Origin of the sequence: Bacillus tuaregi (assembly GCF_900104575.1) — a bacterium.
Lineage (GTDB): Bacteria > Bacillota > Bacilli > Bacillales > Cytobacillaceae > Bacillus_BD > Bacillus_BD tuaregi.
The window spans coordinates 986,642-1,001,419 of the sequence record NZ_LT629731.1; the positions used below are offsets into that span (position 1 = coordinate 986,642).

The 14,778-nt window shown below is 38.0% G+C and carries 12 protein-coding genes; 9 read left to right on the plus strand and 3 right to left on the minus strand.

The window, feature by feature from the left end:
* Nucleotides 1-46 precede the first annotated feature (46 nt).
* Nucleotides 47-1,306 (plus strand): tyrosine--tRNA ligase, encoded by a 1,260-nt coding sequence (gene tyrS, locus BQ5321_RS07050; RefSeq protein WP_071393819.1) that lies wholly within the window; start codon nt 47-49, stop codon nt 1,304-1,306.
* A 65-nt stretch (nt 1,307-1,371) separates the two neighbouring features.
* On the opposite strand, the gene rpsD is transcribed toward tyrS, so the two are convergent.
* Entirely contained in the window at nt 1,372-1,974 is a 603-nt protein-coding gene (rpsD, locus tag BQ5321_RS07055; protein WP_071393820.1) for a 30S ribosomal protein S4, read from the minus strand.
* Nucleotides 1,975-2,348: 374 nt separating this feature from the next.
* On the opposite strand from rpsD, the gene BQ5321_RS07060 reads away from it, so the two are divergent.
* Nucleotides 2,349-4,223: a sensor domain-containing diguanylate cyclase gene (locus BQ5321_RS07060; protein WP_071393821.1), complete on the plus strand. Its 1,875-nt coding sequence runs from the start codon at nt 2,349-2,351 to the stop codon at nt 4,221-4,223.
* Nucleotides 4,224-4,502: 279 nt separating this feature from the next.
* Nucleotides 4,503-5,222, plus strand: coding sequence for a forespore capture DNA-binding protein RefZ (gene refZ, locus BQ5321_RS07065; RefSeq protein ID WP_315970093.1), 720 nt, complete (start codon nt 4,503-4,505; stop codon nt 5,220-5,222).
* Here refZ and hisJ read toward each other — a convergent pair.
* Nucleotides 5,208-6,008 carry a histidinol-phosphatase HisJ gene (gene hisJ / locus BQ5321_RS07070; RefSeq protein WP_071393823.1) on the minus strand — a complete coding sequence of 267 codons (801 nt, stop codon included), beginning with the start codon at nt 6,006-6,008 and terminating at the stop codon, nt 5,208-5,210. The two genes, refZ and hisJ, sit on opposite strands and share 15 nt — an antisense overlap.
* 394 nt (nt 6,009-6,402) lie before the next feature.
* On the opposite strand from hisJ, the gene ezrA reads away from it, so the two are divergent.
* From ezrA to rarD, 6 genes are all read left to right on the plus strand, one after another.
* Nucleotides 6,403-8,088: a septation ring formation regulator EzrA gene (gene ezrA, locus BQ5321_RS07075; protein WP_071393824.1), complete on the plus strand. Its 1,686-nt coding sequence runs from the start codon at nt 6,403-6,405 to the stop codon at nt 8,086-8,088.
* A 152-nt stretch (nt 8,089-8,240) separates the two neighbouring features.
* Nucleotides 8,241-9,383, plus strand: a complete 1,143-nt coding sequence (locus BQ5321_RS07080; RefSeq protein WP_071393825.1) for a cysteine desulfurase family protein — start codon at nt 8,241-8,243, stop codon at nt 9,381-9,383.
* A 1-nt stretch (nt 9,384) separates the two neighbouring features.
* Complete coding sequence (gene thiI / locus BQ5321_RS07085) at nt 9,385-10,590, plus strand: tRNA uracil 4-sulfurtransferase ThiI (RefSeq protein WP_071393826.1); 1,206 nt, start codon at nt 9,385-9,387, stop codon at nt 10,588-10,590.
* A 185-nt stretch (nt 10,591-10,775) separates the two neighbouring features.
* Nucleotides 10,776-10,982: an alpha/beta-type small acid-soluble spore protein gene (locus BQ5321_RS07090; RefSeq protein WP_071393827.1), complete on the plus strand. Its 207-nt coding sequence runs from the start codon at nt 10,776-10,778 to the stop codon at nt 10,980-10,982.
* 172 nt (nt 10,983-11,154) lie between these two features.
* Nucleotides 11,155-12,735 (plus strand): acyl-CoA synthetase MbcS, encoded by a 1,581-nt coding sequence (gene mbcS, locus BQ5321_RS07095; protein WP_071393828.1) that lies wholly within the window; start codon nt 11,155-11,157, stop codon nt 12,733-12,735.
* Nucleotides 12,736-12,859: 124 nt separating this feature from the next.
* Nucleotides 12,860-13,786: an EamA family transporter RarD gene (rarD, locus tag BQ5321_RS07100; RefSeq protein WP_071393829.1), complete on the plus strand. Its 927-nt coding sequence runs from the start codon at nt 12,860-12,862 to the stop codon at nt 13,784-13,786.
* 79 nt (nt 13,787-13,865) lie between these two features.
* On the opposite strand, the gene BQ5321_RS07105 is transcribed toward rarD, so the two are convergent.
* On the minus strand, nt 13,866-14,669 hold the full coding sequence (locus tag BQ5321_RS07105) for an NAD kinase (protein ID WP_234978365.1): 804 nt from the start codon (nt 14,667-14,669) through the stop codon (nt 13,866-13,868).
* Nucleotides 14,670-14,778: the final 109 nt, after the last annotated feature.

Here is a 14,778-nt window from a genome sequence, read left to right on the forward strand (position 1 = left end):
TGTTTGCAGGGGCGTTTTTATTTTTTTATTAGGAGGAAACATCGAAATGACTTTACTTGAAGATTTACAATGGAGAGGTATTATTTACCAGCAAACAGATGAAGAAGGTATTAAAGATACATTAGAAAAGGAGAGTATTTCCTTATATTGCGGTGTAGATCCGACAGCAGACAGTATGCATATCGGTCACTTATTACCATTTTTAACGTTAAGGCGATTCCAACAGCACGGACATCGTCCAATTGTTTTAGTGGGCGGAGCCACAGGGATGATCGGTGACCCAAGTGGAAAAAGTGAAGAGCGTAAACTGCAAACAACGGAAGTGATCCAGCATAATGTGGAATGCATCCAGAAACAATTGAGTCACATTTTTGATTTTGAGGGCGAACAGGGCGCCATTATGGTCAATAACTATGACTGGGCTGGCTCCATGGACATCGTGACATTCCTGCGTGATTACGGCAAGCATGTTGGGGTGAATTACATGCTGGCAAAGGACACGATTGCTAATCGCCTGGATACAGGAATTTCATTCACCGAATTTACATATACCATTTTACAGGCAATGGATTTCTTACACCTGTATGAAAAGCATGATTGTAAGATGCAGGTTGGCGGCAGTGACCAATGGGGAAATATCACTACAGGTTTGGAATTAATTCGAAAAATGGCACCTGAAGGCTCAAAGGCATTTGGCTTAACGATTCCGCTTGTGACTAAAGCAGATGGAACTAAATTTGGTAAAACGGAAAGCGGAGCAGTTTGGCTGGACCCTGAAAAAACATCTCCGTATGAGTTCTACCAATTCTGGATCAATACAGCTGATGCGGATGTCATCAAATATTTGAAGTTTTTCACTTTCTTATCGAAGGAAGAAATCGAAGCGCTGGAAGCATCTGTTCAAGCAGAGCCTCATTTACGTAAAGCGCAAAAAGCGTTAGCAGAAGAGATGACAAGATTAATTCATGGTCAGGAATCACTTGATCAGGCAATGAAAATTACTGAGGCGTTGTTTAAAGGTGAAATTCAAAACCTAACAGCAGCGGAAATTAAACAAGGCTTTAAAGATGTTCCATCCTATGAGCATACAACAGGTGAAGACATCAACATTGTTGATTTATTAATCGCTGCAAAAATTGCACCATCCAAAAGACAGGCACGAGAAGATGTGACAAATGGGGCTATATCTATTAATGGAGAACGCGTAACCGAAACAGATTATCTTGTGACTGCAAAAGACCGGATTGAAGGGCAGTTCACAGTCGTTCGCCGTGGTAAAAAGAAATACTACTTAATAAAATATTAATCCAACATGTTGCCTGACAACATAATAAAAAACCTTGCCAAATGGCAAGGTTTTTTAACGTATCATTAACGAGAGTAGAACTCAACGATGAATGCTTCGTTAATTTCAGCTGGTAATTCAGAACGCTCTGGTAAACGTGTGAAAGTACCTTCTAATTTGTCAGCATCAAAAGTTAAGAAATCAGGGACAAAGTTGTTCACTTCGATTGCTTCTTTGATGATGTCAAGGTTACGTGATTTTTCACGAACACCAATTGTTTGGCCTGGTTGTAGGCGGTAAGAAGGAATATCAACGCGCTTTCCATCTACTAGAATATGACCGTGGTTAACTAGCTGACGAGCTTGACGGCGAGTACGAGCTAAACCTAAACGGTAAACAATATTATCTAAGCGAGATTCTAAAAGAACCATAAAGTTTTCACCGTGGATACCAGCGATTTTTCCGGCTTTATCAAAAAGATTGCGGAATTGACGCTCGTTTACACCATACATATGGCGAAGCTTTTGCTTTTCTTGTAATTGTAAACCATATTCAGATAGTTTTTTACGTTGGTTTGGACCATGTTGTCCAGGAGCGTAAGGACGCTTTTCTAATTCTTTACCAGTGCCGCTTAAGGAAATACCTAAACGACGAGACAGTTTCCAGCTTGGACCTGTATAACGAGCCATGAATGACTCCTCCTCTATGTTTTTATTTTTGGTAAAATAAAAACAGATGTGAGACCTTCCTTGGACATTTTGTTTTCATGTACCTTCGCCCTAGCAGCAGAGGGTTACTCAATACACCATCGAATGCATTTGAGGAACAAAATGATGCCAAAAAACTATTCACATATGCTGCAATATTTTACACAAAGAGTATTATATAATTATTGTGGATTGAATGTCAAGTGCGGATCATAATAGCTTTCGCCTTTATATAAAGAAAATGATAGACATTCATAGTATGTTTGGTAAATTTATCTATGTACATGTATAATATATCATAAGAAATATGTACGGCTAGTTATAAGAATCAGGATAAAAATTAGGTGAGGTTTACTATGGAATTGCTCGAGGAACGTATCATTCTGAATTTAAAAAGTCGTTTTTTTGATATGATCTCTACAGATTACCATCAATTGCGATATGATTCTATATTGGAAGAAATGCTTATGACAATTAAACAGTTGATGCAGGCTGAAGAGGTAACGCTTTTTCATTTTGATGAAAAAAACGAACAGCTGGTTGTGGAGGCTTCCACCCATTCAGAAAGGAAACGAAACCTCGCTGCAGTTCATTTTACCTCGGAAATTCATCAAGCATTAGAAATGCATCAAAAAGTCTACCGAAGACCTTTCAATTTTGAGGCCTTTGACCAATATGATTTATTGATTCCTGTTAGAAATAATGGTACTATCCAAAGCTATCTCGTCTTGAAGGAAGAAGGCATGTTTTGTTCAAAATTAACTGAGAAAGTTCTTGAAAAGTTAAGTATTGAATGTGGGCTGTTTCTGCAAAAGGCTCAAAAGCTTGCCAAGCTCATTGTTGAGGAAAAACGATACAGACAGCTGTTTCGTGTTACTGAAAAAGTGCATTCTACTATGAATATGAAGTCGGTGCTAGGTGAAATTATCGACTCATTAAAGAAAGTCTATCCATCCTTTTCCTATCTTCTGTTTCTCTCACAGGATCATAAAGGCTACGATGGCTTACCCATTAAAGAATTTAATTATACAAATAATAACATAGCGATTATGCAGTCCTATGTGACTGGAACCATTCAATTTGAAGTGTCTGTCACCGAGCGACAAGCAATCTTATACGCACCGTTAAAAGGAAAACAAGGTGTCTATGGAGTCCTGCAGGTAACATCACCTAATACGCTTGTTTTTCCAAAAAATGAAGTTGAATTTATTACTCTTCTAGCAAATACTGCTGGAGGAGCTATTGAGAATGCTCAGCTGTATGAACAGTCTAAGCGCTTAATTTCAGATTTACAACTGATTAATGAAACGAGTCATCATCTAAATTCAAATCTTCGTCTGACTGAAACCATGGCTTACATGGCAGATCAAATTGTGAAATCTCTTAAGGCTGAAGAAGTTGGGTTTATCCAATTTAATGCCGAAGGTTCACAAAGACATATTCAACAAGGTAGTACTCGTTTCTTTTTTACAAAAGATGCCAAATCCTATATTGATTATTTCTATGAAAAAATACAATCAGAGCAAGATTCTTTATTTATCGGTGATTTAAAGCTGCCGAACGAAATGAAGCATGTGACGCTCTATAAGTCGGCAATGGCTGTACCGATGAGTCAATCTAACGTCTTAAATGGATTTGTCCTTGTTCTTCATCGAGATTCGTATGCTTTTTCATTTGATACATATAAGCTGTTTCTCTCTCTTATACATCATTCAACATTAGCGTTCACTAATACGCTTTTAAGAGAAAAGCTAGAAAGATTAGTGGTCACTGATCATTTAACAAAGCTGTATTCGCGTAAGTATTTGGATGAGCAGATTCATCAGTCAATGCAGTTTGATGAGGGAGCCGTCTTCATTTTAATTGATATTGATAATTTTAAAGTGGTGAATGATACGTATGGTCATCAAGTGGGAGATGAAGTAATTATTCAAGTGTCCAATGTGATTCATGATAATATACGTGGTACGGATATCGGAGCCCGCTGGGGTGGTGAGGAACTGGCTGTCTACCTCCCAAGAGTTCCACTTGAGACAGGCGTGAAAATTGCCGAGCGTTTAGTCCGAAAGGTAAGGGAATCAACCGATCCATCGGTCACGATTTCCTGCGGTGTGACCTGCTGGAAAAAGGAGGATGGGGATGATTATCGAAATCTATTTAAACGTGCCGATAATGCCCTCTACATGGCCAAGAAAACAGGTAAAAATAAAGTAGTGACCGAGCCCTGCTAACATCATTTAATAGAAAAAGAAGTATCCTTAAAACAACTCCTTATTAGCGGAGTTGTTTTTTTATGACTACCTATTGTGTAAATTCTACAGAATAAGACCCATCAATCTGCTAAACAAAGCGAATGAGCATGAATACTCATAACATTTGTCGAGTTGTTTTAAAAGGATTGCAGCACAGAAAGGCGAATTTTGTATAGATAGAAAAGTTTCGCCCTTTTCCACTTGTAGAAGTGGAGGACTTCTGTTATATGAAGTTAAATCAATAATAGTGAGGGATTTATGATGAAAAAGAACTCGAAAGAGGAAATCATCCAAGCTGCTATTTTCTTATTTAATACGAAAGGATTTCAAGGAACAACGGTCAGAGATATTGCTGGTAAAGCTAAAGTGAATGTGGCGAATATATCCTATTATTTTCAAAATAAGAATGGTCTTTTAGAATATTGTTTTACTGATTATTATGAGAATTATTTAAGTGAGTTTGAAAAGGGGATGTCTGTCCTTGAGTCAGATGCCTATGTTTGTATGCAGAAGGTTATTGAAAATATACTTCATTTCCAAAGTGAAAATTTACATTTAACAAGGTTTATTCTCCGAGAGCTATCCTTGGATACACAGGTGGTTCGTGAAATGATGTCAACTTATTTGACGAAAGAGCGCTATCTGTTTTCAAAAATACTGGAGCATGGCATGTCACGGAAGGAATTTAAAAAAGTGGATATTCATTTTTTTATTATTCAATTAAAAGGCTTACTGTCGATGCCGTTTTTAAATAGCCATTATATCTCGGAAGTACTGCATATTCTGCCTCACGAAAGCTATTTTGCTGATAAATATTATCTTGAGGTTAAGAAATGGCTGGAAGGTATCCTGATTCCTTCTCAAGTGAAGAGAAACTATCATGTAGCGCCGCCTACGGTGAATCATGTTCCAATCCGAAGGACGAACAAAGTCCATGCAGGCGGCGCTGGTCTTCGCTATATATTAGAACGACACTAACAGTTGTTCGCTTCCTTGTCCCAGTTCCTTTACTTGATGGGCATCAGACCCATACACAAGTGGAATCTGTAGTTTCATTGCTTCTTCAATTACCCAATTAGGAGGATAGGGTTCTCGGCATAATGGCTTTGCTGTACCTGCCCCGTTATAATCAAGTTCATAACCTGCCTTTTTTATTTCTTGTAATAATGGGGAAATTGCCGTTTTCTCATTTCCATGAAAGGGAAAGCGGTTTTGGAATTTATGCACAAGGGTAATATGGCCGATTCTTTTTGGTTTATAGGGTCCTAAATCGGCTTCTACAGATAATCGCACAGTATTGTAGTACCTTTGGTAGATTTTTTCGACAGAGCCATAGACTGCAATCATTTTCTCAAAGTTCTGTGGACTGTAATCTAAGCAATCATATCTTTCTTCTTGTTTGATAAAATGAACAGATAAAATGGCATCATCTAACTTCGGTCCTAGCTTATTAAGTGCCTCTCGCGTTTCTTCTTCGAAACCCTCGATAAAATCAATTTCAAGACCGCAATTAATTTTGATTTTCCCTATATATAGCTGTTTAACACGTTCGACTTCTTCAACGTAATGTTCCCAATCTTCCCACGACATAGCGCTGTCCTGTGTAGGTGTTGTATCAATAAACCCCTCAGGGAGTGGTGCATGCTCTGTAAAAGAAATTTCTGTATATCCTAAAGAAAGGGCTCTTTCTATATATTTCTCTATGCTGTCTTTTGACCCATGCGGACAAAATGGAGTATGTATATGACCGTCTTTTTTTACCATGTGAATCCCCCAAATTCTATTTTAATAAGAGTTTAATTATTTAAAAAATTTGTACTTTTGTGATAATATAAATAATGTTTTTTGAAAGAGATAAAAAGTCATTAATATTACGTCGAAAAAAGTCATGTAAATAATTCTACAAAAAATTAAATTTTAATAGTCAAAAATCGTCGTTTACATGGTATCATAAAAACATTGAAAAGAACATGCACAGAGCCTCACATAGATTTATGAGAACCTCGGCTCTTCATACTTCTTCCTTAATCCACTTCAAAGCTTGTTTTCATGAGTGTAATCTATGTTAGAGTATTTATATGAATCTAAATCTATTAAATAATAAAAAACTTTTAAATGAAAATACAGAATCAGCTCGTTATAGAACAGGGGGCTTACAATGGAATACATAATCGGGGGAATTGCAATCGTCATTTGTATATTCCTAGCGGGATTTTTTATGAAGAAAAAACATTATAAGGAAACAGATCGGCTCGAAGCGTGGAAGATAGACATTACCACTCGCCCTGTACTTGATGAGTTGCAAAAGGTAAAGCAATTAAATATGAACGGTGAAACAGAAGAACGGTTTGAACGCTGGCGAAAGACTTGGGATGAAATCATTACAGTTCAGCTGCCGGACCTTGAAGAGCTACTGTTTGATGCGGAAGAGCATATTGATAAATATCGCTTTAAAAAAGCAAAGGCTGTGCAAGCTGAAATCAGTACTGTTTTAGGAAATGTTGAAGCAAAAATGAAGGAACTTTTGGATGAATTACAGGAACTGGTAGGCAGCGAAGAAAAAAATCGGACTGAAATAGAGGAACTGAAGGAAATCTATCGTGAAAGCAAAAAAACACTTTTAGCCCACCGCTATTCCTTCGGCAAGATGGAGAAAAGTCTAGAAAAAAGGCTTGAGTCAGTATCAAATCAGTTTGCTGATTTTGAAGAAAAAACGAGTAACGGTAATTACTTACAAGCACGTGAAATTGTCATGACTATACACGATAATTTAGAAAAAACAAAGAAGGATATGCAGCTTATTCCTAATTTGCTAATGGAATGTCAATCAACCATTCCTTCCCAGCTTCAGGAGTTGACCGAAGGCTATAAAGAGATGCTTGCTGAAGGATATGTTCTAGACCATATTGAAGTCGAACAGGAAGTAGAAAGAATCTCTCAGGAATTAGCTGAAATAATGATCATCATCGAAGAAGCGGATATGGAAGAAGTTCAGGAAAAAGTGGGAAAATGGAAAGAAAGTATTGATGCTGTATATGATTTGCTGGAAAAAGAAGTAATGGCAAAGCATGAAATTCATCAGCGCGACCAGGAAATTTTAGAAAAGCTACAGTCAGCTAAAAGAATGAATAGTGAATTAAATCACGAACTTGGCCATGTTCAAGCTAGCTACCATCTACAAGATGCTGATTTAGAGGTTGTAACATCATTAGCCAAACAGTTAGATCAATTATTTAAACGCTATGAGCTGTTAGAATATAAGTTGGATGAGAATCTTACCGCTTATTCACATTTGAGCAAAGAAATGGCAGGCGTCAAAGAGATGTTGGATCTGCTTGTTGTTGAACAAGCTGCTTTCAGTCAAAAGCTACAGGCTCTACGTAAGGATGAATTGGCTGCACGTGATAAAGTAAGAGAGCTTAAGAAAAAGGTTGCCGAAACCATTCGTTTAATCTCTAACAGCAATATTCCTGGTGTGTCGGAGGAATATAAATATCTGTTAGAGGATGCACATGATAGCATTAAGGATGTAATGAAAAAGCTGGAAGAAAAGCCGTTGGATATACCTGTTGTGCAGGAGTTTTTAGAGTTGGCTGTACTGACGGTTGATAAGGTAACGAAAAAGACAGAGGAACTGTTTGAAATGGTTAAGCTTGCTGAGCAGGTAATCCAATTTGGAAATCGTTATCGAAGCAGATATAAATCTGTTGATAAAGGCTTAAACGAAGCAGAAAGGCTATTCCGTTCCTTCGAATATAAAGAAGCATTTGAGTTAGCTTCGGCTACCATTGAAAAGGTGGATCCGGGTGCAATCAAAAGACTAGAAGATCTGCTAGAAGTATAACCATGATTAAAGGACTTGCCTAAACGGCAGGTCTTTTTTTGAGCGCTGACTCAGTTTGATCGATGGTGCTGCTTATATATTTTCCAAATATCTTGGATTGTGATAACATTTCTAGTTAGGTGATCTGTGCACGAAAGGGAGAAAGAAAAAAGATGATTTATTTTGATAATAGTGCTACTACAATGCCGTTTCAGGAAGTGGTTGATTCCTTTGTTAAGGTATCATCGGAGTATTTTGGCAACCCGTCTTCGCTTCATAATTTTGGCGGACTGGCTGAAAAACTACTTAGTCAGGCAAGGTCTCAAGCAGCTAGACTCTTATCTGTTCAACAAAATGAGATTTATTTCACTTCCGGAGGAACAGAAGGAAATAATTTAGCTATAAAAGGATACGCGTTTGCCAATAAGAAAGAGGGAGGTCATCTTATTACAACCGCTATCGAGCATCCATCAGTTCGCGAGACTATGAGACAGCTTGAGAGCTTTGGTTTTGACGTTACTGAGGTTCCTGTTGATTCATCTGGAAGAGTTGAAGTTGCTAGCCTTGCGAAGGAAATCCGTGAAGATACGATACTCGTATCTGTTATGCATGTGAACAATGAGGTAGGAACGATACAGCCAATCAGGGAGATTGGTCAATTATTGAAGCAATACCCGAAAATAAAGTTTCATGTCGATTATGTACAGGGAGTTGGAAAGGTCCCATTAAATATCAATGAATGTCAGATTGATTTATGTACTCTTTCTGCTCATAAGTTCCATGGAATGAAAGGGACTGGTATCCTGTTTATTCGAGATGGTGTAAAGATTAATCCATTATTGAACGGAGGCGGGCAGGAAAAAAGTCTTAGAAGCGGTACGGAAAATGTGGCGGGAGCAGTCAGTTTAGCGAAGGCATTGCGATTAATTATGGAAAAACAGGAAAAGGAAGCTTCGCATTTAAACAGGCTATCAAAACAATTACGAACAGGTTTAGCTAACATAGATGGTGCTGTAGTCAATACGCCGGATACGGGAGCAGCACCGCATATACTAAATTTTTCAATTCCTCACATGAAATCAGAGGTCTTTGTTCATGCTCTGGAAGAAAAAGAGATCTATGTTTCGACGACATCCGCTTGTTCTTCGAAACAAAAAACGATCAGCGGCACGCTCGCTGCTATGGGAGTATCGGAAGACCGAGCCGGTAGTGCAATCCGCTTAAGTTTGGCTTATACTAATACAATGGAAGAAGTAAATATTGTACTTTCTGTTATAGAGGAAACGATGGAAGAGTTAAGAAAGGTAATGAAATAATATGAATTATGACCGTATTTTAATTCGCTATGGCGAGCTTTCAACAAAGGGAAGAAACCGCAGTAAATTTATTGAGAAATTAGCAAATAGTATAAGAGGTACCTTACATGAATTTCCTAAGGTGGCAATAAAAAGTACGAGGGATCGCACCTATGTCATCCTAAATGGAGAGGACGGGCGCCAAATTGTCGACCGCTTGAAGGGTGTCTTCGGAATCCAATCTTTCAGCCCTGTAATAAAAACGGGTAAGGATATTGAAGAAATGAAGACTGCTGTACTTGATCTATTTAAAAAGGTATACAGTGAAGGCCAGACATTTAAAATCACAACAAAACGGGCCGATAAAACTTACTTTATGGAAACAAATGAATTAAATCATGTCTTCGGCTCCTACATCTTGCAGAATGTCTCAAATTTAACAGTAAATGTTAAAAAACCGGATATTAATATGCAAATTGAAATCAGGCCAGAAGCAGCCTATATCTCCTGCGAAACAATCCAAGGTGCTGGAGGACTTCCGGCAGGATCAAGTGGAAAGGCAATGCTTATGCTTTCGGGTGGCATTGACAGTCCTGTAGCGGGATTTGTATCAATGAAACGAGGATTAGAACTAGAAGGGATTCATTTTTTTAGTCCTCCATTTACAAGTGAACGAGCTAAACAAAAAGTCCTTGATTTATCCGAGAAGCTAGCTTCCTTTAGTGGGCACTTTCGTCTTCATATTGTCCCGTTTACGGAGATTCAGCAATTAATTCAAAAACAGGTCCCGGAAAATTATACGATGACGACAACGCGTAGATTAATGCTAAGAATTGCAGATAAGATTCGAGAAAAACAGGAGGCGCTTGCTATTGTTACAGGCGAAAGCCTTGGACAGGTAGCTAGTCAAACGCTAGAAAGCATGTTTGCCATCAATGACGTGACCACTACTCCAATCCTCAGACCGCTAATCATGATGGATAAATCCGATATTGTTGATATAGCGAAGTCGATTGACACGCATGAAATATCGATTCGTCCATTTGAGGATTGCTGTACAATCTTTGTACCTGCCTCACCAAAAACAAAGCCAAAGCGGGATAAAGTTGTTCATTATGAAAGTTATATTGACTTTGAGCCCTATATTGATAAGGCAGTTGCCAATATCGAAACAATTGATATAAGACCGCAGGATAATAAAGTAGATGAATTTGAGGAGCTCTTTTAATTTCATTCGGCAGAAGTCTTCACTTCTCCAAATGGAGGTTGAAAGCAGTAAATTTATAGGGTGAATTTGCTTAGATGAGTCGTTGCTGTGATTTTCTTACAGGATGTGTACAAATTACCAGTAAGAAAGCTGTATGAACCTTGTGTGTACTACACATTCTATACTCACAAGGAGGTGATTATCACATGGCAAACAACAACAACTCAAACCAATTGTTAGTTCCTGGGGTTCAACAAGCTCTTGATCAAATGAAATTTGAAATTGCTTCTGAGTTTGGTGTGAACCTTGGTGCTGATACAACTTCTCGTGCTAACGGATCTGTTGGTGGAGAAATTACCAAGCGTCTAGTACAAACAGCTCAACAGCAAATGGCTGGTTTTTCTCAACAATAATGAAAAATAAATAGAAGATGGCTACAAGGAGTGGGAGCAATCCCGCTCCTTTTTATATGTGGAATCGAACTCATAATTTAGTACTTACTCATAATAACTGGTAGAAAATTTTCCTTAGAAAAATCGATAAAATATGGTATGATGAAAAGCAGATGATTTGGAGGCGAATAACATGAAACGTGAAGATTTGATTGCACCTTTACAATATAATCTTGTTTCCGAAATGGAACGTTATGCAAATGATAAAGGGAAAATTGCTATTAAATGGGAAACCAGTGATGGTTTGACAAAGGAAATTTCATATGAGGATCTAATGTCTGGTGCTAATAAAATTGGTAATGTTTTCTTGGAGAGCGGATTAAAAAAAGGTGATGTGATTTTGATTATAATCCCTCGCTTAATTGAAGCCTACGAGGTTTATCTAGCTGCACTTAAACTGGGACTAGTCGTGATTCCAAGCTCAGAAATGCTTCGGACGAAGGATCTTCAATACCGTATCATACATGGAGATGTTAAAGGGGTTATCAGCTATTATCCGTATACAGATGAATTTGAGCCGATTCCCGAAATGAATCATATTGTAAAATTTACTATTGGCAAAGACCGTGAAGGCTGGCAGCGATTAGATGAGAAAATGCAAACAGCATCTGGAGAGCTTGCAATAGCCGATACTAGCCGTGAAGATATGGCGTTTTTATCGTACACATCAGGGACAACTGGAAATCCAAAGGCTGTTGTGCATACACATGGATGGGCATATGCACATCTTAGAACAGCAGCTCCGCATTGGCTTTGCATTCATGAAAATGACGTGGTTTGGGCAACCGCAGGTCCTGGCTGGATGAAGTGGATTTGGAGTCCGTTTTTAGCAGTATTAGGATCAGGTGCAACCGGCTTTGCCTATCATGGCAAGTTTGAACCAGAAAAGTATTTACAGCTTTTGGAGAAATATAAAGTAAATGTCCTTTGTTGTACACCCACTGAATATCGTCTAATGGCAAAGGTGGATCATTTACATGAATATAACCTATCTACTATACACAGTGCAGTCTCTGCCGGAGAGCCATTGAATCGTGAGGTAATTGAAACCTTTCAAAAGTATTTTAATCTTAAAGTCCGTGATGGGTATGGACAAACAGAAAATACGCTGTTAGTCGGTATTACAAAGGATATGGAGTTAAAACCAGGGTCAATGGGTAAACCGACACCAGGCAATACCATCGCTATTATTAATGATTCTGGTGAGATTTGTCCTGTTGGAGAAGTTGGTGATATTGCTGTTCATAAGGATACTCCTGCATTGTTCAAGGAATATTATAAAGAGCCTGAAAGAACAATGGCACAATATCGCGGCGATTATTATGTGACAGGTGATCGAGCAAAGAGGGATGAAGAAGGTTATTTCTGGTTTGAAGGAAGAAGCGACGATATTATTATCAGCTCTGGCTATACGATTGGACCGTTTGAGGTGGAAGATGCACTTGTTAAGCATCCATTTGTAAAAGAATGTGCCGTGGTTGCTAGTCCTGATAAAGACCGTGGAAATGTTGTCAAAGCCTTTATTGTGCTAAAAGAAGGAATAAATGAAACCGAAGAAAACCTTGTAAAGCTTCTACAGCGCCATGTGAAAGAAATGACTGCTCCGTATAAATATCCAAGAAGAATAGAGTTTGTTGAGCACCTGCCGAAAACATCTTCAGGAAAAATAAGACGTGTAGAACTGCGAAATAAAGAGCTGAAGCAGTTTATGTAGAAGCAGACGCCTGGTCGTCTGCTTTTCTTTATTGTGTATTTGTTTTCTTGTCATATGTTTCTTAGTCATTTATAATTATGATTTTGAAATGTTTCTTAAAATAAATAGAATAGAGGGAATTGAAATGAATCAGAATGGGGAGAAAATGGGGGTTATGTATGCCTCCTTTTCCTATTTATTATGGGGATTACTACCGATTTATTGGAAGCTGTTAGATGGCGTTGGGGCAGATGAAATATTGGCGAGCCGAATTGTCTGGTCCTTTCTTTTTATGGTTGTTATCCTGCTCATAACAAGAAAATGGTCTAGCTTTATGGTGACCTTGAAAGGTCTGTTCCAAAATAAGAAGCAGCTTGTTTTTCTAACCACAGCTTCGTTATTGGTCAGCTGCAACTGGTTTATCTATATTTGGGCGGTTAATCATAACCAAATTATTGAAGCTAGTATGGGATATTATATTAACCCATTAGTAAGTGTCCTGCTTGGTATGATTGTACTGAAGGAAAAGTTAACAGCTGCCCAATATGTATCCTTCTTTTTTGCCTTTGTTGGAGTCATTATATTAACCGTATCCTATGGAATGCTTCCGTGGATTTCCTTGTCATTAGCTTTTACCTTCGGCTTTTATGGATTGGCAAAGAAAATGATTAAGGTGGATTCGTCGGTTGGCTTAACGCTTGAAACAATGGTCGTAACACCGATTGCCTTGATTTATATTCTGTATTTAGTATCGCAAGGAATGAATACTTTTATGACCGTTTCACTAAAAACAGACCTGCTTCTTATTTTATCGGGTGCTGCAACAGCCATTCCGCTCCTTTATTTTGCTAAAGGTGCCCAAAGAATTCCCTTGTCCATGCTGGGATACATTCAATATCTTGCACCTACCATCAGTTTATTATTGGGCATCTTTGTATTTGGAGAGCATTTTTCTAGCAGTCATTTTATTGCTTTTTCTTTCATTTGGTTTGCATTGCTTATTTACTCTTTATCCAATGCCAAATTTCTGAAACGGATTAAACAAAAAAAGGAAAGTAGAGTCGGAGCTTAAATATTCATATAAAAAGAAGACTGCAACAGCAGTCTTCTTTAAAACAAGTGACGAGTCTCGATGCTAGCTCGTGCTTCTGTTATAGAAAATTTCTTTTCACTTTATCCCAAAATGAATTGTTCTTGAGCTTAATGGTTTTAATCCTTTTGTTGCTTAATTTAATCTGGATATTTTCAACATGCTGAATGCTTAGCGCTTCATTATCCATTGCCATCGTCGGGTGTTCATTTCCTTCTTTAGCGACCTTCAGGGTTAAAACCTTATCATGGCTTAAAATAAAAGGAGAGCCAAGAGTTCGGTATTGATTGTTATTCAAGGACCCAAGCTCCGTTATCTGCATACATGGAAGCAGTGGGTCCACTACTGCGCCATTAACTGATTTATTATAGGCTGTGCTACCTGTAGGAGTCGAGACAATGACACCATCCCCTCTGAAGGTTTCAAAATGCAGGTCATTTATGTAAACATCCATGATAAAAGTTTTGACTATATTTGATTGGATACTAAATTCGTTTAAACAGTAAAAAGAAGCCTGATTATCAACCGTTACCTCAATGGTAGGATAACGGCGCACCTCAATTACCTGTGAGGTCATGGATTCCACTATTTCTAATGTATTGTCAATGTAAAAATCACAATATAGACTTAATTGATCTGTTGTGGAAGTCCCGACATATAAACAATCATCGCGAAAGCCGGTTCTGCGGACACCCTGTAGAAATTCTCCATCTCCACCGAAGCAGGCAACGATATTGGCCTTTTTATAGTCCTTTACAATTGTGAATCCGAGATCGACAGCTAGTTTACGAAGGGTATCTATTTTCTCACGTATTATGGGTTCCTCTTTATGGTAAAAATATAGATTGCGGCGCTCTGTCATCATGTTCCCTCCCTTAATCTTATCGTACTAAAATTCATTGATTTTTTCTATTCTATATTTGTTGTTATTTTTGAAACATTTTGCAATTTTATTCGTAATACAAGTAATGAAA